This is a genomic window from Burkholderia anthina, assembly GCF_001547525.1.
Taxonomy (GTDB): domain Bacteria; phylum Pseudomonadota; class Gammaproteobacteria; order Burkholderiales; family Burkholderiaceae; genus Burkholderia; species Burkholderia semiarida.
Genome location: NZ_CM003768.1, coordinates 3,199,023 through 3,225,558 on the forward strand (window position 1 = coordinate 3,199,023; position 26,536 = coordinate 3,225,558).

Here is a 26,536-nt window from a genome sequence, read left to right on the forward strand (position 1 = left end):
AAAGTTTTCTCCAGCCCGGCAGGCAAGGCTTTTCGCGCTCTGCCGGACACAAGCCGTGCGCTGCACAAATCCGGTGCAGTCCACCGGCGGCGCACATCGACGCCTCGTTTTCGGGATATCGGAACGCTTGTGCCGCTTGCCACTCCAGCTTTGTGTTCGCGTATCCAGGCGCCGTTGCCTGGGCATCGCCGGGCCGTCACTTGGGTAACCACATGGCTGAAACCCCTCCGACCGAATTCTTCATCCAGGGCATCACGAAAGACGGGAAAAAGTTTCGCCCGAGCGACTGGTCGGAACGTCTGGCCGGTGTGATGGCCTGCTTCGGGCCGGGGGCGAGCGGGCCGAACGCGCGTCTCAAGTATTCGCTGTACGTGCGCCCGACGATGCTCGGCGACCTGAAATGCGTGATCCTCGATTCGCGGTTGCGCGACATCGAGCCGATGGCTTTCGATTTCGTGCTGAATTTCGCGAAGGACAACAACCTCGTCGTGACCGAGGCGTGCGAACTGCCGGACTACGGCGCGAAGAAGTGAGTGTGATGCCGGCGGGCGAGGGCGCGAGCTGCGCCAGCCCGGGCAAATCCCGCCGCCGCGCCCGATGCGCCGGCGGCAGGCAACAAAAAAGCCCGCCTAGGCGGGCTTTTTCGTGATCGCAGGAAACAGGAGCGCCCGCTCGCGCGGGCGCACCGGATTTACGCTGCTGCCTGCAGACCCTTGACGGCTGCGGCCAGGCGGCTCTTGCTGCGAGCGGCCTTGTTCTTGTGAACGATCTTCTTGTCGGCGATCGTGTCGATCGTCTTCACGGCAGCCTTGAACAGCTCGGCAGCCTTTGCCTGGTCGCCGGCTTCAACAGCCTTGCGAACCGACTTGATCGCGGTACGGAATTTCGAGCGCAGCGCCGAGTTGTGCGAGTTTGCCTTCGCGGCCTGGCGGGCGCGCTTGCGTGCTTGTGCGGAGTTAGCCATGACGGTTCCTTATCCTGTCCTGTTTCCAGAGCTTGGAGCCTGACGGCCAAGCGCTGCTTTTCGATCCGTCCCCTGAGAACGATTGCCCAGGGGCGCATAAAAAAACGGTGATTTTAACAGAGGCCGGGACATGAAAACGGCAGTTGCCGTGCATGTACGAGCCCAGAAACCGGCGATTATAGCAACAAAATCAAGCGAGTGGCAAGTTCGACGTAACGCTCGCCGGGCGGGGCGCGGGCGGCGGCCGTGCTTTTCGGCATCGGCGATGGCCGGGTCGCGCAACGTCCGTATAATAAGCGCCCCATGAATCTATTCCGAGCCCTGCTGACGGTCAGCGGCTTCACGCTGCTGTCGCGCGTGACCGGACTGGCCCGCGAGACGCTGATCGCCCGTGCGTTCGGCGCCAGTCAATACACCGACGCGTTCTACGTCGCCTTCCGTATTCCGAACCTGCTGCGCCGCCTGTCCGCCGAAGGCGCGTTCTCGCAGGCGTTCGTGCCGATCCTCGCCGAGTTCAAGAACCAGCAGGGGCACGATGCGACGAAGGCGCTCGTCGACGCGATGTCCACCGTGCTCGCGTGGGCGCTGGCCGTGCTGTCGATCGTCGGCATCGCCGGTGCGTCGTGGGTCGTGTTCGCGGTCGCGTCCGGCCTGCACGGCGACGGCCAGGCGTTCCCGCTCGCGGTCACGATGACGCGGATCATGTTCCCGTACATCGTGTTCATTTCGCTGACGACGCTCGCGTCGGGCGTGCTGAACACGTACAAGAGCTTCTCGCTGCCTGCCTTCGCGCCGGTGCTGCTGAACGTCGCGTTCATCGCCGCGGCCGTGTTCGTCGCGCCGCATCTGAAGGTGCCGGTCTACGCGCTGGCGTGGGCCGTCATCGTCGGCGGCGTGCTGCAGTTTCTCGTGCAGTTGCCGGGCCTGAAGAAGATCGACATGGTGCCGCTGATCGGCGTCAACCCGCTGCGCGCGCTGCGTCATCCGGGCGTGAAGCGCGTGCTCGCGAAGATGGTGCCCGCGACGTTCGCGGTGTCGGTCGCGCAATTGTCGCTGATCATCAACACCAACATCGCGTCGCGGCTCGGGCAGGGCGCCGTGTCGTGGATCAATTATGCCGACCGCCTGATGGAATTCCCGACCGCGCTGCTCGGCGTCGCGCTCGGCACGATCCTGCTGCCGAGCCTGTCGAAGGCGCACGTCGACGCCGATTCGCACGAATATTCGGCGCTGCTCGACTGGGGGCTGCGCGTCACGTTCCTGCTCGCGGCGCCGAGCGCGCTCGCGCTGTTCTTCTTCGCGACGCCGCTCACCGCGACGCTGTTCAACTACGGCAAGTTCGACGCGCATACCGTCACGATGGTCGCGCGCGCGCTCGCGACCTACGGGATCGGCCTCGTCGGCATCATCCTGATCAAGATCCTCGCGCCGGGCTTCTATGCGAAGCAGGACATCAAGACGCCCGTGAAGATCGCGGTCGGCGTGCTGATCGTCACGCAGCTGTCGAACTACGTGTTCGTGCCGCTGATCGGCCACGCGGGCCTCACGCTGAGCATCGGCGTCGGCGCGTGCCTGAATTCGCTGCTGCTGTTCCTCGGGCTGCGCAAGCGCGGCATCTACCAGCCGTCGCCGGGCTGGCTGCGCTTCTTCGTGCAGCTCGTCGGCGCGGCGCTCGTGCTCGCGGGCCTGATGCACTGGTGCGCGATCAGTTTCGACTGGACGGGCATGCGCGCGCAGCCGCTCGATCGCATCGCGCTGATGGCTGCGTGCCTCGTGCTGTTTGCTGCACTATATTTCGGTATGTTGTGGGTGATGGGCTTCAAATACGCTTACTTCAGAAGGCGCGCCAAGTGACGACCGCAATGACCCGCGTCCTCGACTACTTCAGCACGCTCGTGGCGGACGACGACAGTCTGCCCGTCACGGAAGCCGCGCTGTCGCTGGCGCAGGACGCGTATCCCGACCTCGACCTGCAGGGCACGCTGGCCGAACTCGACATGCTGGCGGCGCGGCTGCGCCGGCGGCTCGCCGACGATGCGGACCTGAAGGGCCGCGTCGCCGCGCTGAACGACTTCTTCTTCCGCGAGCTCGGCTTCGCGTGCAATCACAACGATTACTACGACCCCGATAACAGCCACCTGAATGCCGTGCTGAAACGGCGGCGCGGGATTCCGATCTCGCTGTCGGTGCTGTATCTGGAGCTCGCCGAGCAGATCGGCGTGCCGGCGCGCGGCGTATCGTTTCCCGGCCATTTCCTGCTGCGCGTGACGCTGCCGGACGGCGACCTGATCATCGATCCGACCAACGGCCATTCGCTGTCCGAGGCCGAGATGGTCGAGATGCTCGAGCCGTACGTCGCGCGCGCGGCCGGCGCGGTCGACAGCGCGTTGCGCGCGCTGCTGCAGCCCGCGACGAGCCGCGAGATCATCGCGCGGATGCTGCGTAACCTGAAGACGATCTATCTGCAGACGGAACGCTGGCAGCGGCTGCTCGCGGTGCAGCAGCGGCTCGTGATCCTGTTGCCCGAGCAGCTCGACGAGGTGCGCGACCGCGGCTTCGCGTATGCGCGGCTCGACTACCTGCGCCCCGCGCTCGAGGATCTCGAGCAGTATCTCGGCGAGCGTCCGGAGGCGGAAGACGCGACCGTCGTCGAGTCGCAGGTCAGCGAGTTGCGACAGCGGATGCAGCGCGACGGCGAGGATTGAGCGACCACCGCGCCGGCGCCGGTACGCGACAATGACGCCCGCACAGCGGGCGTTTTTCTTGTGCGCGTGCGTTGGCTTCGGCTGCATCCGGATCACACCGTCGACGCGAATCACTTCGCCGCCGAGCATCGGATTCCCGCTGTGGCGACACGCGCCCGGTCGCGCGAATCGCGCGCAGGCGAAAAAAAAGCCGCCCGGAACGGGCGGCCTGCCAGTGCGCGACGCGCGGCTTACTTCAGTGCGTCAAACGCGCGCTCGCGGATTTCGTCGACGGTGCCGAGGCCCGAGATCTTGCGATACTGCGGCGCCTTCAGACCGTTTTCCTCGCCGCGCTGCGCCCAGTCGCCGTAGTACGTGATCAGCGGCTTGGTCTGCGCTTCGTACACTTCGAGACGCTTCTTGACCGTTTCTTCCTTGTCGTCGTCGCGCTGGATCAGCGGTTCGCCCGTCACGTCGTCCTGACCTTCGACCTTCGGCGGATTGAACTTGACGTGGTACGTGCGGCCCGATGCCGGGTGCGTGCGGCGGCCGCTCATGCGCTCGATGATTTCCGAGAACGGGACGTCGATCTCGAGCACGTAGTCGATCGCGACGCCGGCTTCCTTCATCGCGTCAGCCTGCGCGATCGTGCGCGGGAAACCGTCGAACAGATAGCCATTCGCGCAGTCGGGTTCCATCAGGCGCTCCTTCACGAGGCCGATGATCAGCGCGTCCGGCACGAGCTTGCCGGCGTCCATGTAGCCCTTCGCCTCGACGCCGAGCGGCGTGCCGGCCTTCACGGCCGCGCGCAGCATGTCGCCCGTCGAGATTTGCGGGATGCCGAATTTTTCCTTGATGAAGTTTGCCTGGGTGCCCTTTCCCGCGCCGGGCGCGCCCAACAGGATCAAACGCATGGTGATATCTCCAAGTATGTAGATTCGTGTGGCGAGACACAAACGTGCCGGCGACAGTGGGCGCGGGGCTTGCACGGCGCGTGGCGGACCGGTCTGATGCGGCGCGTCGGTTCGAGCGACGCGCGGCTGCCGGCGGCGCCACGGGCGGGTCAAGCGAGGACGCGCTGGTCGCGGACGGCTCGCACAATCGCCTGATTATGCCATGGGTTATTTTGAACCCGGCCGAAAAAGGGCCTGCACGCGCGCGAGATCGGCCGGCGTATCGATGCCGGCTTCGGGCGCGGATTCGGTGATCAGCACCGCGATGCGTTCGCCGTGCCACAGCGCGCGCAGCTGTTCGAGCTGCTCGGCTTGCTCGATCGGCGCCTGCGCGAGCGACGGATAGGTGCGCAGGAAACGCGCGCGATACGCATAGAGGCCGATGTGCCGGTAGACCGGGAAAGCCGGCGCCGGCATGGCCGCGACGTCGGGCCAGTGCGGCTGATATGCGTCGCGGCTCCACGGAATCGGCGCGCGGGAGAAGTACAGCGCGACGCTCTGCGCGTCGAGCGCGACCTTCACGACGTTCGGGTTGAACACGTCGGCCGCGTCGTGGATCGGGTGGGCCGCGGTGGCGATCGCGCACGCCGGATGCGCGGCCAGGTGCGACGCTACGTCGCGGACCAGCGCGGGGTCGATCAGCGGCTCGTCGCCCTGCACGTTGACGACGACGGTGTCGTCGCGCCAGCCGAAAGCCGCCGCGACTTCCGCGAGCCGGTCGGTGCCGGACGGATGATCGGCGCGCGTGAGCACCGCTTCGAAGCCGTGATCGCGCGCCGCGTCGAGCACGCTCTGCGCGTCGGATGCGACGAGCACCTGCTGCGCGCCCGCTTCGCGCGCGCGCTCGGCGACACGCACGACCATCGGCTTGCCGCCGAGATCGGCGAGCGGCTTGTTCGGGAGCCGCGTCGACGCGAGCCGGGCGGGAATGACGGCGATGAAGGGTTGCGGGTGAGTCATCGGGGAGCGCTGAAAAGGACGGGGCGGGCGACGCCGGAAGCCGGTCGCCCGGCGGAGTGCGGCGGCCCGGTCGGGGCCGGGCCGTCGGTGTCGAATCGTCGCGCCGGCGAGCGGCGCGGCGGCTCAGCGGCTCAGCGGCCGGCCGGATCGACCGGCGTGCCTTCGACGGTCTGGCGCGCTTCGTCGACGAGCATCACGGGGATGCCGTCGCGGATCGGGTACGCGAGCTTGTCCGCGTTGCAGATCAGCTCCTGCGCGGCACGGTCGTAGTGGAGCGGGCCTTTGCAGATAGGGCACACAATGATTTCAAGCAGGCGAGCGTCCACGGAGTTTCTCCACAACGAGGGCAATGAGGCGAGGGTCGAGCGCGGCTTCGACGGGGACCACCCACAGTCGGGCGTCGCGCCAGGAAGCGCCCAATTTTACTGCATCCTTCTCGGTGATCAGGATCGCGTCGACGGCGTCGTCCACGAACGGATTGTCCGCGAACGCGTAATGGTCGGGCAGCGCGCGGGTCGCCGGCGCGAGGCCGGCCGCGCGCAGCGTCGCGAAGAAGCGCTCCGGCGCGCCGATGCCGGCCGCGGCGAGCACGCGTTCGTTCGCGAACTGCGACAGCGGGCGGCGCAGCGCGGGCTGGTCGAGGTGCCACGCGGCGCCCGGCGTCAGCGCGAGCGCGTAGGTGTCGGGCCACGGCGGCAGCGCGCCGCTGTACGGATCGTTGACGAGCGTCGCGTCGCGGCGCCGCGACAGCGGCTCGCGCAGCGGCCCGGCCGGCAGCAGGAAACCGTTGCCGCCGAGCCGGTGGTCGAACACGACGAGCTCGACGGTGCGCGCGAGGCGGTAGTGCTGCAGGCCGTCGTCGCTGACGATCACGTCGACGTCCGGGTGCGCGGCGCGCAGCGCCTGCGCGGCCGCGACGCGGTCGGGGCACACCCACACGGGCGCGCCGGTGCGGCGCGCGATCAGCAGCGGTTCGTCGCCGGCCGCGCCCGCGCGCGACGCCGGCGTGACGGCGGTCGGCGCCTTCACGGTCGCGCCATAGCCGCGCGACACGACGCCGGGCGTGAAGCCGGCCGCGCGCAGCGCGTCGACGAGCGCGATCACGGTCGGCGTCTTGCCGGTGCCGCCGACGGTCACGTTGCCGACCACGACGACCGGCACGCCGACGTCGATCGGCTGCTTCCAGCCTTGCGCGTAAGCAGTGCGCCGCAGCGCCGCGCACAGGCCGAACACGCATGCGAACGGCGTGAGCGCCCACGCGAGCGCGCCGCGCCGCTGCCATTCGCGTGTCAGGCGCGCTTCGAGTCGCGCGAGCGGGCCGCCGGGCGCGCTCATCGGGCCGGGCGCGGCGCGTCGTGCGCCGCGGCGAGGGACGGATTCGTCAAGGCGGATTCTCCGTTGGGCGGCGCGTGCCGCAGGGCCGTGGAAGGCGGCACTCTAGCGCGCCGCACGCCGACGCGGCAAGCGCGACCGGCCGACCCGGCCGACGGGGCGGGATCGTACCGGCCTGTGGATAACTCTGTGAAGAACTCGCCGGTCGATTGCCTCAAACGCCCGTCCGGCGGGCATCGAATCGGATGAGAATCATTCTGAAAGGTTTAAAAAATTATAAAAATCAAGGCGTTACGGAGAATCGTCTGGATTTTTTGGCGGTTTCCGCGCGTTTTACGCGGACGAATGTCAGCGTGTGGACACCTTCCACGCGTGGCGGCGAATACGGCGACGCTGGACGCCGCGCGCGTGTCGGACTATCGTGACGCCGCCAGCATTCATCCGACCGCCCATGCTTTCCGATTCTCCTTTTTCCGCACCCGGCGCCACGCGCGGCGGCGACGAAGTGATTCCCGTTTCGGCGCTCAACCGTGCGATTTCGACGATGCTCGAGCGCGCGTTTCCGCTGCTGTGGATTTCCGGCGAAGTATCGAACTTCACGCGCGCCGCGAGCGGCCACTGGTATTTCTCGATCAAGGACCAGCAGGCGCAGATGCGCTGCGTGATGTTCCGCGGCCGTGCGCAATACGCGGAATTCACGCCCCGCGAAGGCGACCGCATCGAGGTGCGCGCGGTCGTCACGATGTACGAGCCGCGCGGCGAAGTGCAGCTCAACGTCGAAGCCGTGCGGCGCACCGGACAGGGGCGCCTGTACGAGGCGTTCCTGCGGCTGAAGGCCCAGCTCGAAGGCGAGGGCCTGTTCGCCCCCGAGCGCAAGCGGCCGTTGCCGGCTCATCCGCGCGCGATCGGCATCGTCACGTCGCTGCAGGCCGCCGCGCTGCGCGACGTGCTGACCACGCTCGCCCGGCGTGCGCCGCACATTCCGGTGATCGTCTATCCGGCTCCCGTGCAGGGCGCCGGTTCCGCCGAAAAGCTCGTCGCGGCCGTCGCGACCGCGAATGCGCGGCGCGAGGTCGACGTGCTGCTGGTGTGCCGCGGCGGCGGCTCGATCGAGGATCTATGGTCGTTCAACGACGAAGCGCTCGCGCGCGCGATCGCGGCGAGCGAGCTGCCGGTCGTGAGCGGCGTCGGGCACGAAACCGATTTCACGATCGCCGATTTCGCGGCCGACCTGCGCGCGCCGACGCCGACCGGCGCGGCCGAACTCGCGAGCCCGCAGCGCGCGCTGCTGCTGCGCGAGGTCGACGAGCGTCAGCGTGCGCTCGCGCGCGGCATGGCGCGCCGGCTCGAACAGCGCGCGCAGCAGCTCGACTGGCTCGCGCGCCGGCTCGTGAGTCCGGCCGAGCGGCTGCAGCGGCAGCGTACGCACGTCGAGCAGCTCGCGGTGCGGCTCGCGTCGGCGGCATCGCGGCCGGTGCGCGATGCGCGCGCGCGTTTCGCGCTCGCGCAACTACGCTGGCAGCGCGCGCGGCCCGATGCGTCACAGGCGCGCCACGCGCTCGCGGGGTTGTCGCAACGTCTCGCGGTCGCGCTGCAGCGTCGTCACGAACGCGACACTGCGCGTGTGTCGGCCTGTGCCGCACGGCTCGAGGTGCTGAGCCCGCAGCGTACGCTCGAGCGCGGCTATGCGGCGCTGATCGATGCGCAGACGGGCCGCGCGGTGCGCGCGCCGAGCGCGCTGAAGCCGCAGCGGCGCCTGACCGTGCATCTCGCCGAAGGCGCGGCCGACGTGTCGCTCGCCGACGTGCAGCCGCGGCTGACCGATACGATCTGACGCAAGCGGCGCGCGCGAGGCGCGACGATCATCGCAACGCATGCCGCGCGGCCGGGCACGAATGCTGCGCATCGTCCGATTCGCCCTGCCGGACGTTGCGCCAGCATCGCTTTTCCGCATACCGCGGATAAATGGCCCGTGAGTTTGCGGGGTTATTCGTCCTCGCCTACAATCGGACGCTCGGCAGCATCCAACACAGCCTCCCTACATACTCAACGAAGGAATCGCCATGGCTCATACGCTCCCGCCGCTCCCGTACGCTGAAGACGCACTCGCGCCGACCATCTCGAAAGAGACGATCGAGTACCACTACGGCAAGCACCACCAGGCTTATGTGACGAACCTGAACAATCTGATCCCGGGCACGGAATTCGAAAACCTGCCGCTGGAAGAGATCATCAAGAAGTCGTCGGGCGGCATCTTCAACAACGCCGCGCAAATCTGGAACCACACGTTCTTCTGGAACAGCCTGTCGCCGAACGGCGGCGGCGCACCGTCGGGCGCGCTGGGCGACGCGATCAACGCGAAGTGGGGTTCGTACGACGCATTCAAGGAAGCGTTCACGAAGGCCGCGGTCGGCACGTTCGGTTCGGGCTGGGCATGGCTCGTGAAGAAGGCCGACGGTTCGCTCGACATCGTGTCGACCAGCAACGCCGCCACGCCGCTGACGACCGCCGACAAGCCGCTGCTGACGATCGACGTGTGGGAACACGCGTACTACATCGACTACCGCAACGCGCGTCCGAAGTTCGTCGAAGCGTTCTGGAACATCGTGAACTGGGACTTCGCGGCGAAGAACTTCGCGTAAGTCCGGCGCCTGCGCGCCGTCACGGCGCGCGGCATCGAACAAGGCCCTCGGAGCCCTCGGTTTCGAGGGCTTTTTGTTTTGTCCCGCCCCGAACGTGTCGCGCCGGCCGGCTCAGCCGGCCATGCCGAGCAGCCAGCCGAGCGCCGCGCTCGCGATCACGACGGCCCAGGGCGGCACGCGCCAGAACACCAGCGCGACGAACGCGACCAGCGCGGCGGCCAGGTCGCGCGGCGCGACGATCGTGTCGGTCCAGACCGGGTGATAGAGCGCGGCGAGCAGCAGCCCGACGACGGCCGCGTTCACGCCGGCGAGCGCTGCCTGCATGCGCGCGCTGCGGCGCAGGCGTTCCCAGAACGGCGCGGTGCCGGCGATGAGCAGGAACGACGGCGCGAAGATCGACACGAGTGCGATCGTGCCGCCGAGCCAGCCATTCGGCGCGTCGCGCAGCGACGCACCGAGAAATGCCGAGAACGTGAACAGCGGCCCCGGCACGGCCTGCGCGACGCCATACCCGGCGAGAAACGCCGAATCGCCGACCCAGCCGGGCGCGACCACGGCCGCCTGCAGCAGCGGCAGCACCACATGGCCGCCGCCGAACACGAGCGCGCCCGTGCGGAAGAACGCATCGACGACGGCCAGCGTATCGGAGCGCAGCGCGCGGGCCGCGAACGGCAGTGCGGCGAGCAGCGCCGCGAACAGTGCGAGCCACAACACGCCTGCGCGCGGCGACACGTGCAGCGGCAACGGTTCGTGCGCGTCACGTGCCGGCTGCGGCAGCAGCGCGAGACCGGCGGCCGCGGCCACCGCGATCACCGCGACCTGCGTCCACGCGGCCGGCGCGAGCAGCGCCACGCACGCGGCCGCGGCCATCAGCGTGACGCGCCGCGCATCGGGGCACAGCGTACGCGCCATGCCCCACACGGCTTGCGCGATCACCGCGACCGATACGATGCGCAGCCCGTGCAGCGCGCCGGCTTCGATCGGCGCGCCTGTCGCGTGAACGCCGAGCGCGAACAGCATCATCAGCAGCGCCGACGGCAGCGTGAAGCCGAGCCACGCGGCGAACATGCCGGCATAGCCGGCACGCGCGAGACCGATCGCCATCCCGACCTGGCTGCTCGCCGGCCCGGGCAGGAACTGGCACAGCCCGACGAGATCGGCATAGGTGCGCTCGGTGAGCCAGCCGCGCCGCGTGACGAATTCCGCGCGAAAGTAGCCGAGATGCGCGACCGGCCCGCCGAACGACGTGAGGCCTAGCCGCACGAACGCGATGAATACGGGCCACGGATGACGGGCGGGGGCGGGGACGGTCGACGTGTTCAAGGCGATGCGCGCGGTGGACGGAAACGAGCCGCCACGATAGCGCAACTCGGCCGCCGCGGGCAGCGCGTCGCGGCCGATACAGGCTGATAGGGGCCGATAGAGGCCGTGGCGCGCCGTTCAGTACGCGCCGTCGCCGAGCCCGCTCGCGCGGCGCAACGCGTCGACGTCCACGAGCTCGATCTCGCCGACGTGCAGCCGCACGACGCCATCGGCCTGCAGCGCCTTCAGCAACTGGTTGGTCGTCTGCCGCGTCAGCGACAGCATCGACGCGAGCATTTCCTGCGACAGCCGGATGTGCGTGCGCCCGGCGCTGATGCCGCCGTAGCCTTCGGCGATCATCAGCAGCCGCGCGGCAAGCCGCTGCGCGGCCGGCATCACGCTTATCGATTCGACCGTCAGGAAGCTCAGGCGCAGCTTTTGCGCCATCAGCAGCGCGAACTGCCGCCAGTATTGCGGCGTCGTATCGAGGATCGCGAGCAGCGCGGCCTGCGGTACGTGCAGCAGCAGCGTGTCGTCAAGCGCGATGGCGTCGTGCGTGCGCGGCAGGCCGTCGAACAACGCGATCTCGCCGAACCAGGTGACGGGCTCGGCCACCGTCAGCAGCGCTTCCTTGCCCTGCGGATCGACCGCGCCTATCGTGAGTGAACCGGCCAGCACCGCGTACAGCCCGCACGGCGGGTCGCCGCGCCGGAACAGCGCCTGGCCGGACGGCAGATGGCGCGGCGTCGCGCGGGCGATCAGCTCCGCGCGCAGCGCGGGCGGCAGCGCGGCGAACCACGGGTTCGCTTCGATCTGCGGCAGGTACGGGGCGAGCGAGGAAGGCATGGGCGCGCGATGTCGGGTAGCTGACAGCGGTTCTCGGGCGTGATGCGCATCATAGCGCTCAATAACCGATCAGGAGACGCCATGAAGACCCTCGAAGACCATCTTTCCCAGTATGCGGCCTACCATCGCGACGCGCGCAACATCGCGACGCATCTGGTCGGCATCCCGATGATCGTGTTCGCGATCGCGGTGCTGCTGTCGCGGCCGGCGCTCGGGACGCCGGCCGGCATCGCGCTGTCACCCGCACTGCTGCTCGCCGTCGCGTCCGCGGTGTTTTACCTGCGTCTCGACCTGCGGTTCGGGATCGTGATGGCCGTGCTGTTCGCGCTCGCCCTGTGGGCCGCGCAGTCGCTGGCGCTGAGGCCGACCGCGCAATGGCTCGCGATCGGCATCGGCGCGTTCGTCGTCGGCTGGATCGTGCAGTTCGTCGGGCACTGGTTCGAAGGCCGCAAGCCCGCGTTCGTCGACGATCTGACCGGCCTGATCGTCGGGCCGCTGTTCGTCGTCGCCGAGGTCGCGTTCTTCGCGGGGCTGCGCGGCGACGTGCGCCGCGAAGTCGAGCGGCGCGCGGGCCCCGTGCACGGCGGCGCGCATTCACCTGTCTGATGCGCCGGCCGGGGCCGGTCTGCGTGTTCAGCGCGGGCGCTTCGGTGCGCCGGCGCCGGGCAATGCGCGACTGTGCGTGCTCGTTCACGACGCGGAAAGCGCGGCGGCGCGTCAGCCGTCGCGTGCGGCGCGCGTGCAGGCCGCGCAGGCCGGCGTCGCACCATCCGCCGTCGGCGCAGGCCGCACGCAACGGCTAAGATGCGGAGTGCGTCATACGACGCCTTTGCGGAGCAATCGCCATGGTGGATCGCCCGACCCTCGATGCCTACGACGCCCATGCCGCGCAATACGCGCAGGACTGGCTCGACCAGGCTGCGCCCGACGACATGTACGCACTGCTCGAACAGTATTTCTCGCCGGGGCTGACCGCCGACGTCGGCTGCGGCGCGGGGCGCGATACGGCGTGGCTCGCGTCGCGCGGCTTCGACGTGCGCGGCTACGACGCGAGCGCCGCGCTGCTCGACGAGGCGCGGCGGCGCCATCGGGATCTGATTTTCGAGCGGGCCGCGCTCCCGGCGCTGGCCGGCGTACCGTCCGGCGCGTTTCGCAACGTACTGTGCGAAACGGTCGTCATGCATCTCGAACAGGCGGACGCGGCGGCGGCCGCCGCGCGGCTGGCCGATCTGCTGATGCCGGGCGGCACGTTGTACCTGAGCTGGCGGGTGGCCGGAAACGGCGTGCTGCGCGACGAGCGCGGCCGCCTCTATACGCCGCTCGATTCGGCGCGGATGCATGCGGCGCTCGGCGCCGGCGTGCGCGTGATCGACGAGCACGAGGTCGTCAGCGCATCGTCCGGCAAGCGCGTGCACCGGTTGATCGTGCGCAGGGCGGGCGGCGACGCGTGAGCGCGCCGCGCCGGCGCACTTAGCACTCATTCGCGGCTGAGCGCCGCTTCCCAGTTGATGTCGACGCAGAGCACCTGCATGCCCGTCGCGGCCGGTGCGGCGATCGACGCGGTCACGCACAGGTGCGCCTCGTTGATCGACAGGTAGGGCGGCGTCAGATGCACGCCGCCCGGCGCGCGCATCGCGTCGATGAAGTACGGGCGGCGTTCCCAGCTCGCGCCTTCGGAATGCAGCAGCGGCCGGAAGCGCTTCGCGCGTTGCGACACGCTGCCGCGCGCGAGCACGTTGTCGCCGATCTGGCGGCCCGACGCGTCGAGCAGGAAGCAGCGTGCGGTCTCGGGCAGCCCGAGCACCGCGGCCGCCGCATCGGTGAGCGATTCGCCCGCGCCGAGCTTGCGGCTCGCTTCCTCGAGCGCGGCGACGTACGGCGCGAGCCGTTCCGCCTGCGTGCGCTCGCGCTGCGCGACGCGCAGCCGCAGCGCGGCCGAGAGCGTATCCATGCAGCCCGCGGCGGCCTGCGGCTGCACGGGATCGACGCTCGGCCCCGCGAAGTACTGGCCCTGCACGAAATCGACGTCGCATTCGAGCGCGATCAGCGCGTCGCGTTCGGTCGAGAGCCCGCCCATCAGCACGAGCTGGCCGGATTCGTGCAGCAGCGACACGAGCCCCGGCAGCACGCGTTCGAGATGCGAGTGCTCGCTCGCCTGCGCGAGGATGCCGCGGTCGAGCGTGACGATGTCGGGATGCAGGTGCCACACGCGATCGATGTTCGAATGCTTCGCGCCGAATCCGACGAGCGCGATCAGGAAGCCGGCCTTGCGCAGCCCGTCGATGATCGCCGCATAGCGCGGCGTCTCGCCGCCGGCCTGTTCGGGCACCTCGAGCACCACGCGGTGCGGCGGCAGCCCGAGCGCCTTCAGGTTCGCGAGCAGCGCGTCGCCGTACACGGTGTCCATCAGCGCGGCCGGATGCAGGCTCAGGAAGAGCCACTCGTCGTGGCTGTCGAACGCGTGGAAGTTACCGAGATGCAACGATTCGGCGAGCCGGCCGAGCTCGAGCAGGTCGCCGCGCCGTGCCGCCTGCGTGAACACCTCGTGCGACGCCACCTGGCGGTTTTCCTCGTCGTGCGCACGCAGCGACGCGTGATAGCCGATCGCGCGCCGGTGCGACACCGAGAAAACGGGCTGAAACACGCTGAACACGGTGTAGCCGCCGTACAGCACGGTGCGCCGGTTCCCGTCGTCGCCGGCGACCGGGCGGGGCGGTTGAAAGCCGGGGGGATCGATTTCGATCATGCTCATGATGTCGGCCGAAGGAAGGCTGCCAGTTTACCTACAGAATAGGCCAGCAAGAAGCATGCACGGCGGCATGGCGCCGTGTACGGCCGCCCGGCGCGGCCGGCACGCGCGCGGCCGGGTCGCGTTGCACCGCGATGGTGCGCGCCGGCCCGATTCGGCGCGCGCCGCGCGTCACGCGCGCTCGGACGGGTCGGTCTTGCGCGCCGGGCCGCGGATCTCGGGCGCGAGCTGCGCGAAGATCCACGCGGACGCGGCCGTGATGATCCCGACGCAGATGAACGTCGCGTGGAACGCCGGCAGCGTGTTGCTCGGCGTCACGGTGCGCAGCATGCCGGTGAACGTCGCGAGCAGCGCGCCGGCGACCGTGACGCCGAGGCTCATCGACAGCATCTGCACGAGCGAGAACAGGCTGTTGCCGCTGCTCGCGCCGCCGGTGCCGAGATCCTTCAGGGTCAGCGTGTTCATCGCGGTGAACTGCATCGAGTTGAAGCCGCCGAACAGCGCGAGATGCACGACCTTCACCCACACGGGCACCGTGTCGCGCATCAGCGCGAAGCTTGCCATCATCACGCCGACCATGATCGTGTTCGCGAGCAGCACCTTGCGATAGCCGTGCTGCGTGATCAGCCGCGTGATGATCCGCTTCGAGAACATGCCGGCCGCCGCGACCGGCAGCATCATCAGCCCGGCCTCGAACGCCGAGTAGCCGAGGCTCACCTGCAGCAGCAGCGGGATCAGGTACGGCATCGCGCCGCTGCCGATCCGCGCGAACAGGTTGCCGAGCAGCCCGACGCTGAACGTGTGGATCTTGAACAGCTCGAGCGAGAAGATCGGCTGCGGCGCGCGCACCGCGTACAGCCCGTACGCGACGAAGCACGCGAGGCTCAGGACGAGCAGCACCAGCACGGCCGCGTGCTGCATGCCGAGATCGGCGAGCCCGTCGAGCGACAGCGAGATCGCGACCATGCCGATCGTCAGCAGCAGATAGCCCTTCAGGTCGAAGCGGCCGGCGGCCGGGTTGCGCGAATCGGGCATCGAATAGAAGGTCGCGATGCAGCCCGCGACGCCGACCGGCACGTTGATCAGGAAAATCCAGTGCCACGACGCGATCTTCACGAGCCAGCCGCCGAGCGTCGGCCCGATCAGCGGGCCGATCAGGCCCGGAATCGCGACGAACGACAGCGCGGGCAGGTAGCGCTCGGCCGGAAACGTGCGCAGCACCGCGAGCCGCCCGACCGGCAGCAGCATCGCGCCGCCGACGCCCTGCACGACGCGGAACGCGACGAGCTGCGTCAGCGTATGCGCGTTCGCGCACAGCAGCGAGCCGAGCGAGAACACCAGGATCGCGCTGAAGAACACGCGTCGCGTGCCGAACGTGTCGGCGAGCCAGCCCGACACGGGGATCATCACCGCCATCGTCAGCGAGTACGCGATCACGACCGATTGCATCCGCAGCGGCGATTCGCCGAGGCTCGCGGCCATCGACGGCAGCGCCGTGTTGACGATCGTCGCGTCGAGCGTCTGCATGAAGAAGCCCGTCGCGACGAGCCAGAGCATCACGGTGAGGTTTTTTTCGCCGGGAGCGGCGGCGGGCGGGCGTTGGAACATGAGGGCGGGGTGGTGGCGCGGGACAGCCGACATTGTAGGGAAAGCCGCCGCGCCGTGCAGGTTCGGGGCGATATGTGATGCGGCCCGACTCGACCTCGGCCGGCCGTGCCACGGGAAGCCTGTCCCCGTCGGGCGGCCAGTACAGTTCAGCCGAAAGCGTCTGCTGCCGTATCTGTCCGTGTGCCGCCTCCGTCCGAAATACTGGTGTCGTCGAACCCGTGCGACCAGGAGGCTGCCATGCGCGAACTGCGACTTTACGTGATGGACGGCGACGAGCCGGCCGGCCGGTGGCGGATCGTCGATCTCACGCTGCTCGAAGTGGCCGAAGGCGACGTGTGGGTGACCGTCGAGGGCCGGCCCGACGATCACTGGCTGGGTGCGGGCGCATCGCTGACGTTGCTGCCCGGCATGCGCGCGTGGGTCGGCGCCGGGCCGCGCGGCGCGACGTTCGCGTTCGGCCCGCTCGCGGCGCCGGCCGTGCGCTCGACGTCCGCGTGGTGGCGTCCGTTCGCCGCGTGGCGTCACGGCCGGCGTCACCCGGCCGCGTCGCTGCCGACGTAGCGTGCGCGTGGCCGGATCAGCTTTCCGTCCGCGTACTGTTCGAGCGCGTGCGCGATCCAGCCGGCCGTGCGGCCGGTCGCGAACAGCGTGAACGCCGCGCCGTCGGGCAGTGCGAGCGTGCGCTCCAGCACCGCGAGCGCGAAATCGATCGCCGGCCGCAGGCCCGTCGCCGCTTCGACGCGCGCGGCGAGCGCGCGCGCCACGCGCAGCGCCGGCCGCTCGGGCGCCGCCGCGTGCAGCGCATCGAGCAGCGCCCGTGCGCGCGGATCGCCGTCGGGGTATAGCGGGTGCGCGAAGCCGGACAGGGCCGTGCGGCCGCCGTCCGCGCGTTCGTCGTGCGCGAGCCGCAGCGCGAGGTAGCGATCGAGATCGCCGGCGCGGGCCGCTTCGTCGAGCAGCGTGCCCGCGCGGAACGTCTCGCCGCCGTGGCGCGGCCCCGACAGCGCCGCGAGCCCGCCCGAGATCGCGCCGAACAGATGGGTGCCGGTCGACGCGATGCAGCGCACCGCGAAGGTCGACGGATTCAGTTCGTGATCGGCGCACAGCACGAGCGCACGCCGCAGCAGGTCGGCCTCGGCGCGCCGTCGCACGCGCCACGCGGCCGCGAGCTGCCGGTGCACGGGCGCGTCGCCCGGCGCGATGCCGGCGAGCGCGGCCGTCGCGACGCGCAGCAGCAATGCGGCGGAATCGAGCTGTGCATCGCGCCCCAGCGCCCACAGGCGCGGCAGCGATGCGGCCGCGGCCGGCAGCAGCACCAGCGCGCGTTCGAGCGGCGCGAGCGGCGCCCAGCGATGAGCCCAGTCGCGCCATTGCGCCGCGTCGAAACCGGTCGATGCGAGCGACGCGGCGGCCAGCCGCGCGGGCGGACAATCCCACAGCCGCGCGGCCGTTTCCTCGAGTGTCGCCGTATCGGCCAGCGCGATCGCATCCGCGCCGCGATAGCGCAGGCGGCCGTCGGCGATCTGCGTGATCCGCGATTCCAGGACCGGCACGCCCCAGTCGAGCGAACGTTCGGCGACACCGCCCGCGCGCTTCGCGTCGGCGCGGCGGCGCGCGAGCAGGCGCACTTCGTCGGCGTCGTAGCGGCGGCGCTTGGTCGCGCCGTCGGGCAGCGAGCGCAGCAGGCCGCGGCTCACGTATGCATAGAGGGTGCTCACGCTGACGCCGAGCATGCCGGCGGCTTCCTGCGCACTGAGGGACGTCATGCCGGTTGCTCCTGTCGCCGCGCATGAAGCGCGGAACCGCTACAACTATTCGTTATGTATTGATTCGCGCAATCAAGATTGATCTCGCCTGTCGCGAATTCTAGACTCGATTCCGTCTCCTCGACGGTATCTCCTTCACCATGACACCCGAATCCGCAATGGCGCATCTTTGGCAACTCGCACACGGCGAGCGCGACGCGCTGGCTCGTACGACCGTGACCGGACAGGACCCGACGTTGCCGTCGACGTTTCATGTGGGCACGCTTGCCGCCGCGACGATCGCCGCGGCCGCGCTCGCGGCAGCCGAATGCCATCGGCTGCGCACGGGCGTGGCGCAATCGGTCGACGTGTCGGTGCGCGACGCGCTCGTGGCGTTTCGCAGCGAACGCTACCTGCGCGTGGACGACGGGCCGCCGCCCGAGTTGCGTCATCCCGTCACCGGCTTCTTCGAGACGGGCGACGGACGCTGGATTCAGCTGCACGCGAATTTCCCGCATCACCTGCACGGCATTCTCGATGTGCTCGGCTGCGGCCCGCAGCCGGCCGACGTCGCCGCGGCGATTCGCACGTGGGACGGCGCGGCGCTCGATACCGCGCTGGCCGACGCCGGCCTGTGCGCGGCATTGATCAGAACGCCTGACGAATGGGCGGCGCACGAGCAGGCGCGCGCGATCGCGTCGCTGCCGCTGTTCGAGATCGAGCGGATCGGTGACGCGCCGCCCGAGCCGATCGGCCGCGGCGAGGGCGGCCGGCCGCTGGCCGGCGTGCGCGTGCTCGATCTCACGCGCATCATCGCGGGGCCGGTCGCGGGCCGCACGCTGGCGTCGCATGGCGCGCAGACGCTGCTCGTCAACGGCCCGCATCTGCCGAACATCGCGCCGCTCGTGATCGACAACGGACGCGGCAAGCGCTCGACGTGGATCGATCTGCGCGACGCGGCAGGCGTCGATACGCTGCACGCGCTGGCGCGCGAGACGGACGTGTTCCTGCAGTCGTACCGGCCCGGCGCGCTCGCCGCGCGCGGGTTCGCGCCGCAGGCGCTGGCCGAGCGGCGGCCCGGCATCGTCTACGTGTCGGTGTCGGCGTACGGGCACGCCGGGCCGTGGGCGAAGCGGCGCGGGTTCGACAGCCTCGTGCAGTCGGCGAGCGGAATCGCATGGCACGAGCAGCAGGCCGCGCAGGCGAGCGGGCCGCGCCATCTGCCATGCCAGGCGCTCGACCATGCAACGGGGTATCTCGCGGCGTTCGGCGCGATGATCGCGCTCGCCCGGCGCGCGCGCGAAGGGGGAAGCTGGCACGTGCGGACGTCGCTCGCGCAGACGGGGCGCTGGCTGCAGTCGTTCGGCGCCGTGCCGGGCGGGTTGCACGCGCCCGATCTCGCGCTGGCCGACGTGCGCGACCGGATCGAGCGCGTCGCGTCGCCGTTCGGCGTGCTCGACACCGTGCGGCCGGCCGAGCGGTTGTCGGCGACGCCGCCGTCGTTCGCGCGTCCGCCCGTGCCGCTCGGCACCGACGACGCGCGCTGGTTGTGAGCGCTAGTTGTAAGCGCAGGCGCCGTGCCTCGCGTTACTTGCGCAGCTCGACGACGAAATCGTAGTAGTCGTTTCGGCAGTAGGTATCGGTCAGTTCGATCGCGCGCTGGTCGGACGTATAGCCGATCCGCGTGATCAGCAGCAGGGCGTCGTGCGGGGCGATGCCCATCTGTTCGGCGATCTCGTCGGTCGCGTTGACCGCGCGGAAATGCTGCAGCGCGCGCACGATCGGCGTGCCGCGCGCTTCGAGATAGCTGTACAGGGAGCCGACGATCGCCTGCGGATCGGGAATCAGCGTCGCGGGGAACGTCGAGTTCTCGACGGCCATCACGATGCCGTCGGCCAGGCGCAGACGTTTCAGCCGCGTAACAGATGCGGCCGGCGACAGCCCGAGCTGGATCACTTCGTCGCGGTTGGCCGGCTGGATTTCGCGTGCGAGCCACTGCGAGCTCGGCTTGAAGCCGCGGCGCTCGAGCATTTCGCTGAAGCTCGACAGCCGCGACAGCGGATCCTCGTAGCGCGGCTGGATGAAGTTGCCCGCGCCCTGCGTGCGGCGGATCAAGCCTTGCTCGACGAGCAGCGCGATCGCCTTGCGCGCGGTGATGCGCGACACGCCAAGCGCTTCGGACAACACACGCTCGGAAGGCAGCGCTTCGCCGGCCGTCCAGCGGTTGTCGTGGATTGCATCGCCGAGCTTGCGGGCGAGCTGCAGGTAGAGCGGCGTATCGTTGTCGGGGTCGGGGCGCAGGTCCTGCCAGCGGTCGTCCGTGGGTGCCTTCATACAATGGGTATCGATCAGGTTGCGGCCATTCTAAGTCATCATGCCGTGCCGTTATAGCCGGTTTTTGCCGCGTGACAGGCCAGAGGCGTACCGATTGACTACACTGATGCGTCGTATCCGATGCTTCGGCCGCGGTGGGCGGCCACGAATCCGCAACGAGGAAACGCATGACAGACACGATCGCCACGGTCGTCTTGCCGAACGGCGAGACGATTCCGAAGCTGGGCCTGGGCACCTGGGAAATGGGCGAGCGGCCGGCGCGGCGCGCGGACGAGATCGCCGCGCTGCGCGAGGGCGTCGAACTCGGGATGACGCTGGTCGATACGGCCGAGATGTATGGCGACGGCGCGACCGAGGAACTGGTCGGCGACGCACTCGCGGGCCTGCGCGACGACGTGTTCCTCGTCAGCAAGGTCTATCCGCACCATGCAAGCCGGCGTGGCGTCGTCGCCGCGTGCGACGCGAGCCTCAAGCGCCTGCGTACCGATCGCCTCGACCTGTATCTGCTGCACTGGCGAGGTTCGGTGCCGCTCGAGGAAACGGTCGAGGGTTTCGACGCGTTGCAGCGTGCGGGCAAGATTCGCCACTGGGGCGTGAGCAACTTCGATACGGCCGACATGGCCGAACTCGTCGACGAGGCGGGCGGTGGTGCGTGCGCCACCAACCAGATTCTCTACAACATCGCGCGACGCGGCCCGGAATTCGACCTGCTGCCGTGGCTGGCCGAGCGCCGGATACCGGCGATGGCATACAGTCCGGTCGATCACGGGCGGCTGCCGAAACGCTCGCCGCTCGACGAGATCGCGCGGCTGCGCGGCGTGTCGGTGATGCGCGTCGCGCTGGCATGGGTGCTCGCGCAGCCGGGTGTATTCGCGATTCCGAAGGCGTCGCGAATCGAGCACGTGCGCGACAACCGCGCCGCGCTCGATGTCGTGTTGAGCGATGACGAGCGCGCGCAGCTTGACGCGTATTTCCGTCCGCCGCGCAGCAAGCGCGCGCTCGAGATGCTCTGACCCCGGGCAACGCCGGGGGTCAGTGGTTGCCGCCGGGCGATCCGCCGTTGCCGTGACCGCCGCCGTTGCCGCGACCGCCACCGTTGCCGTTGCCGACACCGTTGGCCCCGCCGTTGCCGGCGCCTCCGCTGCCATTGCCGTTACCGTTGCCGCCGCCATTGCCGTGGCCGCCGGTGCCATTGGCGCCGCCGCTCCCGCCGCCGTTACCGTTTCCGCCATTGCCGTGACCGCCGCCGCCGTTGCCGTGGCCGCCGCCATTGCCATGGCCTCCGCCGCCAGCACCGCCGCCACCAGCACCGCCGCCGCCAGCACCGCCGCCACCAGCACCGCCGCCACCAGCACCGCCGCCACCAGCACCGCCGCCACCAGCACCGCCGCCACCAGCACCGCCGCCGCCAGCACCGCCGCCGCCAGCACCGCCGCCGCCAGCACCGCCGCCGCCAGCACCGCCGCCGCCAGCACCGCCGCCACCGCCGCCACCGCCACCGCCACCGCCACCGCCGCCGCCGCCGCCGCCGCCACCGCCGCCACCGCCGCCACCGCCGCCGCCACCGCCGCCACCGCCGCCACCGCCGCCACCGCCGCCACCGCCACCGCCACCGCCACCGCCACCGCCACCGCCACCGCCACCGCCACCGCCACCACCGTGACCACCGCCGTGACCGCCTCCGTGACCGCCGCCGTGACCGCCACCACCGCCGTCACCGTGGCCACCGCCACCCGAAGTACCGCCACCCGAAGTGCCGCCACCCGAAGTACCGCCACCCGAAGTACCGCCACCCGAAGTACCGCCACCCGAAGTGCCGCCACCCGAAGTACCGCCACCCGAAGTACCGCCACCCGAAGTGCCGCCACCCGAAGTACCGCCACCCGAAGTACCGCCACCCGAAGTGCCGCCACCCGAAGTACCGCCACCCGAAGTACCGCCACCCGAAGTGCCGCCACCCGAAGTGCCGCCACCCGAAGTGCCGCCACCCGAAGTACCGCCACCCGAAGTGCCGCCACCCGAAGTACCGCCACCCGAAGTACCGCCACCCGAAGTACCGCCACCCGAAGTACCGCCACCCGAAGTACCGCCACCCGAAGTACCGCCACCCGAAGTACCGCCACCCGAAGTACCGCCACCCGAAGTACCGCCACCCGAAGTGCCGCCACCCGAAGTACCGCCACCCGAAGTACCGCCACCCGAAGTACCGCCACCCGAAGTGCCGCCACCCGAAGAGCCGCCACCCGAAGAGCCGCCACCCGAAGAGCCGCCACCCGAAGAGCCGCCCCCTGAACCGCCGTTCCCCGACGCGTTGCCACCGCGGCCCGTGCCGCCCGCGCTGCCCGAGGTTCCCCCCGTCGTTCCCCCGACACCGGCAGGTCCGACGGCGCCGTTCCCGTTGTTTCCGCCGCTACCGTTCCCGTTGCCACTGCCGCTACCTGTCCCACCGCCATTCCCGCCGCCGCTGCCGCTCGCGCCGGGACCGCCATTACCGGCGCCCCGGCCGGCATAGACGTGCGCCGCGCATCCAGCCGGATCGGCCGCGCACGGCGAGGCGTTCTCGACCAGCGTCATGATGGTGTCCGCACTGGCGTTCGTGTCGGACGCGGAGTCGGGTGTCGTGTTCTGTGCGACGGCATACGAGCAGCAGCACGCCAACGCGGCTGCGGCCAGCAGGGTTGCACGAGGGCGCCGTCCCGCCGCGCGGAACGGTTGTGTCGTTTTATGCATCATGGCCTCCCCATGCGCGCGATGCCTCGTTGCCGCGCGACGATTTACGTGTAGTGCAGGGGGCTCAGAAGATTCGTTGTCCTATCGTCGGCCGATGACGTTCGGGCCGGCGCTTGACGCCAGCCGCGAACGCTGATCGGCACGCGGGCCCGCCGTGCGGATCCCACTCTGCGAGATTCGTGCCATCGGCCGCTCAGGGCCGTGGCGAAAGGCGTGCGCAGTCGCGCGAGCGCGCATGCGACACTGTTGGGAGGCGTTTTGTTTCCGGAATGAAACGTAGGGGCGTCGTTCAGCGCGCCGGCGCGTCGGCCGCGCGTTGCCAGCGGTGGAACAGGATCGACGCGATCCAGCAGAAGAGGAACAGCGCGACGATGCCGTAGCCGATCGAGCCGAAGCGTTCGCCGATCGCATCGAGCGTGTCGCGCACGGGGCCCGACAGCGCCAGCTTGTCGGCCAGCAGGCCGGCCGCCTCGATCCCGCCGATCGCCAGCGCGACGGCCGCCGACACGAACGTGATGCTCGCGTTGTAGAGCAGCTTGCGCTGCGGATCGTCCATCGCCCAGCCGTATGCCCGGATCATCAGCACGTTGTCGGTCGAGTCGATCAGCGTCATGCCGGCCGTGAACAGCGCGGGAAACAGCATGACCGTATAGACCGGGAGGCCCTGGCTCGCCTGCGCGGCGGCGATCGCGAGCAGGCCGATTTCGGTTGCAGTATCGAAACCTAGCCCGAACAGCACGCCGACCGGGTACATGTGCCAGCTCTTCGACACGAACCGGAACAGCGGGCGCAGCAACCGCGATACGAGTCCGGCGGGACGATGGTCGTGCGCGCCGTCGTGCGTATGCCCGGATGCGCCGCGATAGCGTCGCCACACGTCGCGCAGGATCATCAGGTTCACGCACGCGAGCACCAGCAGGAAGGTGGCCGATACGGCCGTGCCGATCGTGCCGCCGATTTCGCGAAATGCGTCGAACCGGTCGCGCAGCGCGAACGCGGTCAGCGCGATGCCGAACGTCGCGACGATCACGATCGTCGAATGGCCGAGCGAGAAGAACAGGCCGACGCTCACCGGACGCTGGCCGTCCTGCATCAGCTTGCGTGTCGCGACGTCGATCGCGGCGATGTGATCCGCGTCGACCGCATGACGCAGCCCGAGCCCGTACGCGATCGCCGCGGTGCCGAGCAGCAGCGGATGGTCACGCAGCACCGCGAGCGCCCACAGCCAGACGGCGACGTTCGCGGCGATCAGGCCGGCATAGAGGGTCAGCAGGCGGCGCAGGGCAGGGGTGGGGGTGGGCGGCATCGGGCGGGTTCCATCTGACGAATCGCCATCCATTGTGGCACGCGAAAAAAAGCTCGGCGCGCCGATCAAAAAGGGCCGCGATTCGCCGTGTGCGCCGGACGAAAAAAAGCCCGTCCGGAACCGGACGGGCTTCGCGTACCCGCGACAGCGCGCGGGTGAGCAGTGCTTACTTCGTCTTCGCGTTGATCACGGCTTCCGACACGTTCGCCGGCGTTTCCGCGTAATGCTTGAACTCCATCGTGTACGTCGCACGGCCTTGCGTGGCCGAGCGCAGCGACGTCGAATAGCCGAACATCTCCGCGAGCGGCACTTCGGCGCGCACCAGCTTGCCGCCGCCGCCCGCGATGTCCTCCATTCCCTGCACGATGCCGCGCCGGCTCGACAGGTCGCCCATCACGTTGCCCATGAAGTCCTCGGGCGTCTCGACCTCGACGGCCATCATCGGCTCGAGCAGCACGGGCTTCGCCTTGCGCATCGCCTCCTTGAACGCCATCGAGCCGGCCATCCGGAATGCGTTTTCGTTCGAGTCGACGTCGTGGTACGAACCGAACGTCAGATGCACCTTCACGTCGACGACCGGGTAGCCCGCGAGCACGCCCGACTTCAGCGTGTCCTGGATACCCTTGTCGACCGCCGGGATGTATTCACGCGGAATCACGCCACCCTTGATCTCGTCGAGGAACTCGTAGCCCTTGCCCGGGTTCGGCTCGAGCGTGATCACCGCGTGGCCGTACTGGCCGCGACCGCCCGACTGCTTGACGAACTTGCCTTCGACGTCGGCCGCCGTCGTGCGCACCGTTTCGCGATAGGCGACTTGCGGCTTGCCGACCGTCGCCTCGACGCCGAACTCGCGCTTCATCCGGTCGACCAGGATTTCGAGGTGAAGCTCGCCCATCCCCGAAATGATCGTCTGGCCGGACTCTTCGTCGGTCTGCACGCGGAACGACGGATCTTCCTGCGCGAGCCGGTTCAGCGCGAGGCCCATCTTTTCCTGGTCGGCCTTCGTCTTCGGCTCGACGGCCTGCGAGATCACCGGCTCCGGGAATTCCATCTTCTCGAGGATGATCGGCTTGGCCGGATCGCACAGCGTGTCGCCGGTGGTCGCCTCCTTCAGGCCGACGGCCGCCGCGATGTCGCCCGCGCGCACCTCCTTGATTTCCTTGCGCTCGTTCGCGTGCATCTGCAGGATCCGGCCGAGCCGCTCCTTCTTGTCCTTCGTCGCGTTGAGCACCGTGTCGCCCGACTCGACGACGCCCGAATACACGCGGAAGAAGATCAGCTGGCCGACGAACGGGTCGGTCATGATCTTGAACGCGAGCGACGAGAACGGCTCGTCGTCGCTCGGGTGGCGTTCCGCCGGCTTCTCCGGATCGGCGAAGTCGTGGCCGAGGATCGCGGGCACGTCGACGGGCGACGGCAGGTAGTCGATCACCGCGTCGAGCATCGCCTGCACGCCCTTGTTCTTGAACGCGCTGCCGCACAGCATCGGCACGATCTCGTTGGCGATCGTGCGCTTGCGCAGCGCGGTCTTGATCTCGTCCTCGGTCAGCGATTCATGGTCGTGCAGATACTTCTCGAGCAGTTCCTCGCTCGCTTCGGCCGCGGCCTCGACCATCTTCTCGCGCCATTCGTGCGCGAGATCGACGAGGTTCGCGGGGATGTCCTCGTACGTGAATTTCACGCCCTGGCTTTCGTCGTCCCACACGATCGCCTTCATCTTCACGAGATCGACGACGCCCTGGAAATGGTCCTCCGCGCCGATCGGAATCTGGATCGGCACGGCGACGCCCTTCAGGCGCTCGCCGATCTGCTTCTGCACGCGGAAGAAGTCGGCGCCGATCCGGTCCATCTTGTTGACGAACGCGATGCGCGGCACCTTGTACTTGTTCGCCTGGCGCCACACGGTCTCGGATTGCGGCTGCACGCCGCCGACCGAGTCGTAGACCATGCACGCGCCGTCGAGCACGCGCATCGAGCGCTCGACCTCGATCGTGAAGTCGACGTGCCCGGGCGTATCGATGATGTTGATCCGGTGCTCCGGATAGTTGCCGGCCATGCCCTTCCAGAAGGCCGTGGTCGCCGCCGACGTGATCGTGATGCCGCGTTCCTGCTCCTGCTCCATCCAGTCCATCGTGGCCGCGCCGTCGTGCACTTCACCGATCTTGTGGCTCACACCGGTGTAAAACAGGATGCGCTCGGTCGTCGTGGTCTTGCCGGCGTCGATGTGAGCGCTGATCCCGATGTTTCGATAGCGCTCGATGGGGGTTTTGCGGGGCACGTGAACCTCCTGGTGGTTCGGATCGTAAGGGGGCCGGCTGGGCCGGCCCGGACTGGAACAAGCGAGATTTAAAGGATAGCGCTTGTCCGTGGCTTTTGCAGAT

24 protein-coding genes are annotated in these 26,536 nt (G+C 69.3%); 10 read left to right on the forward strand and 14 right to left on the reverse strand.

Going from position 1 to position 26,536, the window contains the following annotated elements; all coding sequences use genetic code 11:
* Positions 1-212: 212 nt before the first annotated feature.
* A complete protein-coding gene (locus WS64_RS14600; protein WP_034178852.1) occupies positions 213-533 on the forward strand; it encodes a DUF3579 domain-containing protein in 321 nt (106 codons plus the stop codon).
* 158 nt (positions 534-691) lie between these two features.
* Here the strand turns inward: WS64_RS14600 and rpsT are convergent, their stop codons facing one another.
* A complete protein-coding gene (gene rpsT / locus WS64_RS14605; protein ID WP_006482211.1) occupies positions 692-964 on the reverse strand; it encodes a 30S ribosomal protein S20 in 273 nt (90 codons plus the stop codon).
* 303 nt (positions 965-1,267) lie between these two features.
* Between rpsT and murJ the strand changes: the two genes are divergently transcribed.
* A complete protein-coding gene (murJ, locus tag WS64_RS14610; RefSeq protein WP_060313726.1) occupies positions 1,268-2,818 on the forward strand; it encodes a murein biosynthesis integral membrane protein MurJ in 1,551 nt (516 codons plus the stop codon).
* Positions 2,819-2,826: 8 nt separating this feature from the next.
* Positions 2,827-3,669: a SirB1 family protein gene (locus WS64_RS14615; protein WP_060313760.1), complete on the forward strand. Its 843-nt coding sequence runs from the start codon at positions 2,827-2,829 to the stop codon at positions 3,667-3,669.
* 230 nt (positions 3,670-3,899) lie between these two features.
* Here WS64_RS14615 and adk read toward each other — a convergent pair whose 3' ends face one another.
* The 4 genes from adk to lpxK all read right to left on the reverse strand — a co-directional run bounded on the left by adk (position 3,900) and on the right by lpxK (position 6,896).
* Positions 3,900-4,562 (reverse strand): adenylate kinase, encoded by a 663-nt coding sequence (gene adk, locus WS64_RS14620; protein ID WP_060966739.1) that lies wholly within the window; start codon positions 4,560-4,562, stop codon positions 3,900-3,902.
* A gap of 207 nt (positions 4,563-4,769) precedes the next feature.
* Positions 4,770-5,561: a 3-deoxy-manno-octulosonate cytidylyltransferase gene (kdsB, locus tag WS64_RS14625; protein WP_059578383.1), complete on the reverse strand. Its 792-nt coding sequence runs from the start codon at positions 5,559-5,561 to the stop codon at positions 4,770-4,772.
* 131 nt (positions 5,562-5,692) lie between these two features.
* A complete protein-coding gene (locus WS64_RS14630) occupies positions 5,693-5,887 on the reverse strand; it encodes a Trm112 family protein (protein ID WP_006482216.1) in 195 nt (64 codons plus the stop codon).
* Positions 5,868-6,896 carry a tetraacyldisaccharide 4'-kinase gene (lpxK, locus tag WS64_RS14635; protein WP_060966740.1) on the reverse strand — a complete coding sequence of 343 codons (1,029 nt, stop codon included), beginning with the start codon at positions 6,894-6,896 and terminating at the stop codon, positions 5,868-5,870. Before lpxK ends, WS64_RS14630 begins: the two co-directional genes overlap by 20 nt.
* Positions 6,897-7,344: 448 nt before the next feature.
* Here lpxK and xseA point away from each other — a divergent pair, with 448 nt between their 5' ends.
* Positions 7,345-8,727, forward strand: coding sequence for an exodeoxyribonuclease VII large subunit (gene xseA / locus WS64_RS14640; protein ID WP_059644857.1), 1,383 nt, complete (start codon positions 7,345-7,347; stop codon positions 8,725-8,727).
* Positions 8,728-8,956: 229 nt separating this feature from the next.
* The gene (gene sodB, locus WS64_RS14645) at positions 8,957-9,535 is read left to right on the forward strand and encodes a superoxide dismutase [Fe] (protein ID WP_059578375.1); all 579 of its coding nucleotides are present in this window, start codon (positions 8,957-8,959) and stop codon (positions 9,533-9,535) included.
* Between the two features lie 111 nt (positions 9,536-9,646).
* On the opposite strand, the gene chrA is transcribed toward sodB, so the two are convergent.
* Both chrA and WS64_RS14655 read right to left on the reverse strand, forming a co-directional pair.
* On the reverse strand, positions 9,647-10,858 hold the full coding sequence (gene chrA / locus WS64_RS14650; RefSeq protein ID WP_060966977.1) for a chromate efflux transporter: 1,212 nt from the start codon (positions 10,856-10,858) through the stop codon (positions 9,647-9,649).
* A 117-nt stretch (positions 10,859-10,975) separates the two neighbouring features.
* Positions 10,976-11,683 (reverse strand): Crp/Fnr family transcriptional regulator, encoded by a 708-nt coding sequence (locus WS64_RS14655; protein WP_060966741.1) that lies wholly within the window; start codon positions 11,681-11,683, stop codon positions 10,976-10,978.
* An 81-nt stretch (positions 11,684-11,764) separates the two neighbouring features.
* Here WS64_RS14655 and WS64_RS14660 point away from each other — a divergent pair, with 81 nt between their 5' ends.
* Positions 11,765-12,289: an Mpo1 family 2-hydroxy fatty acid dioxygenase gene (locus WS64_RS14660; RefSeq protein ID WP_060966742.1), complete on the forward strand. Its 525-nt coding sequence runs from the start codon at positions 11,765-11,767 to the stop codon at positions 12,287-12,289.
* A gap of 239 nt (positions 12,290-12,528) precedes the next feature.
* On the forward strand, positions 12,529-13,134 hold the full coding sequence (locus tag WS64_RS14670) for a class I SAM-dependent methyltransferase (RefSeq protein ID WP_059578363.1): 606 nt from the start codon (positions 12,529-12,531) through the stop codon (positions 13,132-13,134).
* Positions 13,135-13,160: 26 nt separating this feature from the next.
* On the opposite strand, the gene WS64_RS14675 is transcribed toward WS64_RS14670, so the two are convergent.
* Together WS64_RS14675 and mdtD are read right to left on the reverse strand one after the other, a co-directional pair.
* Positions 13,161-14,435 carry an EAL domain-containing protein gene (locus WS64_RS14675; protein WP_059644873.1) on the reverse strand — a complete coding sequence of 425 codons (1,275 nt, stop codon included), beginning with the start codon at positions 14,433-14,435 and terminating at the stop codon, positions 13,161-13,163.
* 168 nt (positions 14,436-14,603) lie between these two features.
* Positions 14,604-16,040 carry a multidrug transporter subunit MdtD gene (gene mdtD / locus WS64_RS14680; RefSeq protein WP_059578356.1) on the reverse strand — a complete coding sequence of 479 codons (1,437 nt, stop codon included), beginning with the start codon at positions 16,038-16,040 and terminating at the stop codon, positions 14,604-14,606.
* A 237-nt stretch (positions 16,041-16,277) separates the two neighbouring features.
* Here mdtD and WS64_RS14685 point away from each other — a divergent pair, with 237 nt between their 5' ends.
* On the forward strand, positions 16,278-16,601 hold the full coding sequence (locus WS64_RS14685) for a DUF2917 domain-containing protein (protein ID WP_060966744.1): 324 nt from the start codon (positions 16,278-16,280) through the stop codon (positions 16,599-16,601).
* On the opposite strand, the gene WS64_RS14690 is transcribed toward WS64_RS14685, so the two are convergent.
* Positions 16,574-17,806 (reverse strand): citrate/2-methylcitrate synthase, encoded by a 1,233-nt coding sequence (locus tag WS64_RS14690; protein WP_060966745.1) that lies wholly within the window; start codon positions 17,804-17,806, stop codon positions 16,574-16,576. The two genes, WS64_RS14685 and WS64_RS14690, sit on opposite strands and share 28 nt — an antisense overlap.
* 140 nt (positions 17,807-17,946) lie before the next feature.
* On the opposite strand from WS64_RS14690, the gene WS64_RS14695 reads away from it, so the two are divergent.
* On the forward strand, positions 17,947-19,338 hold the full coding sequence (locus tag WS64_RS14695; RefSeq protein WP_060966746.1) for a CoA transferase: 1,392 nt from the start codon (positions 17,947-17,949) through the stop codon (positions 19,336-19,338).
* Positions 19,339-19,372: 34 nt separating this feature from the next.
* Here WS64_RS14695 and WS64_RS14700 read toward each other — a convergent pair whose 3' ends face one another.
* Positions 19,373-20,119, reverse strand: a complete 747-nt coding sequence (locus WS64_RS14700; RefSeq protein ID WP_006489667.1) for a GntR family transcriptional regulator — start codon at positions 20,117-20,119, stop codon at positions 19,373-19,375.
* A gap of 167 nt (positions 20,120-20,286) precedes the next feature.
* Here WS64_RS14700 and WS64_RS14705 point away from each other — a divergent pair, with 167 nt between their 5' ends.
* The gene (locus tag WS64_RS14705) at positions 20,287-21,132 is read left to right on the forward strand and encodes an aldo/keto reductase (RefSeq protein WP_059644884.1); all 846 of its coding nucleotides are present in this window, start codon (positions 20,287-20,289) and stop codon (positions 21,130-21,132) included.
* A gap of 19 nt (positions 21,133-21,151) precedes the next feature.
* Here the strand turns inward: WS64_RS14705 and WS64_RS35245 are convergent, their stop codons facing one another.
* From WS64_RS35245 to fusA, 3 genes are all read right to left on the reverse strand, one after another.
* Positions 21,152-22,849 (reverse strand): hypothetical protein, encoded by a 1,698-nt coding sequence (locus tag WS64_RS35245; protein WP_081103853.1) that lies wholly within the window; start codon positions 22,847-22,849, stop codon positions 21,152-21,154.
* 289 nt (positions 22,850-23,138) lie between these two features.
* Entirely contained in the window at positions 23,139-24,188 is a 1,050-nt protein-coding gene (locus tag WS64_RS14715; protein WP_060966748.1) for a HoxN/HupN/NixA family nickel/cobalt transporter, read from the reverse strand.
* Positions 24,189-24,321: 133 nt separating this feature from the next.
* Positions 24,322-26,433 (reverse strand): elongation factor G, encoded by a 2,112-nt coding sequence (fusA, locus tag WS64_RS14720; protein ID WP_060966749.1) that lies wholly within the window; start codon positions 26,431-26,433, stop codon positions 24,322-24,324.
* Between the last annotated feature and the right edge of the window lie 103 nt (positions 26,434-26,536).